This window comes from Streptomyces flavochromogenes, from assembly GCF_000717595.1.
Taxonomy (GTDB): Bacteria; Actinomycetota; Actinomycetes; order Streptomycetales; family Streptomycetaceae; genus Streptomyces; species Streptomyces flavochromogenes.
In genome coordinates, this window is sequence record NZ_JNZO01000135.1 from 1 (window position 1) to 253 (window position 253).

General features: G+C 69.2%; 1 protein-coding gene. It reads left to right on the forward strand.

Going from position 1 to position 253, the window contains the following annotated elements; all coding sequences use genetic code 11:
- On the forward strand, positions 1-253 hold a 253-nt coding region (locus IF00_RS0140595; RefSeq protein ID WP_030327186.1), incomplete at both ends, for a flotillin family protein.

Consider the following 253-nt stretch of genomic DNA (forward strand, 5'->3'; position numbering starts at 1 on the left):
CGTCGTGCCTTTCGTGCAGCAGAAGTTCACGCTCGACCTGTCCAGCCGGCACATCCCGGTCGCGGTGCGCGGCGCGGTCACCCTGCGCGGTGTGAAGGCGAACCTCGAAGGTGTCGCGATCGTCAAGGTCGGCGGCACCGAGGACTCGATCCGGGCGGCCGCGCAGCGGTTCCTGATGCAGCAGGACGGCATCGTCGGCTTCACCCAGGAGGTGCTGTCGGGCGCCCTGCGTTCCATCGTGGGCCGGATGTCG